The organism is Pseudoroseomonas cervicalis ATCC 49957 (assembly GCF_000164635.1).
GTDB classification, from domain to species: Bacteria; Pseudomonadota; Alphaproteobacteria; order Acetobacterales; family Acetobacteraceae; genus Pseudoroseomonas; species Pseudoroseomonas cervicalis.
The window spans coordinates 1-500 of the sequence record NZ_GG771273.1 but is presented as its reverse complement, the minus strand read 5'-3'; the positions used below and the strand labels follow the sequence as shown (position 1 = coordinate 500).

General features: G+C 77.6%; 1 protein-coding gene. It reads right to left on the bottom strand.

Going from position 1 to position 500, the window contains the following annotated elements:
• Positions 1–500 (bottom strand): glycosyltransferase (locus HMPREF0731_RS22960; RefSeq protein WP_157136295.1); only part of this gene is annotated, 500 nt, incomplete at both ends.

Sequence of the window (500 nt, the reverse complement as noted above, 5' to 3'; positions counted from 1 at the left end):
GGCCTGGCGCCGCGCCGGATTGGCCAGCGCCGCCACCGCCCGCGCGATGGCGGCCGGGTCGGCGCTGTCCACCAGCAGGCCGTTGCCGGCCTCCGCCACCACCTCGGCCACCTCGGTGGCGAAGGCCGGGGCGATCACCGGCAGCCCGGCCAGCATGCAGTCGAACAGCTTGTGCGGCAGGGCCAGCCGGTGGTTCTCCACCCCCGGCTGGAACAGCACCAGGCCGAGATCGCCGCGCGCCGCCTCGGCCAGCGCCGCCTCATGCGGCATCCAGCCCAGCCGCTCGACGCGCTCCGCCAGGCCCAGGGCGGCGGCACGGGCGAGGAACTCGGCCTCCGACCCGTCGGTGAAGCGGCCGATCAGCTTCAGCCGCGTGTCCGCGGGGCAGAGCGCCAGCGCCTCCAGCATGGTGAAGGCGCCGCGCGCCCGGCCCAGCGCGCCCAGATGCACGAGCGTCAGCGGCCCGGCCGCGACATGGCGGCGCGGCGCCACGGCGCTGG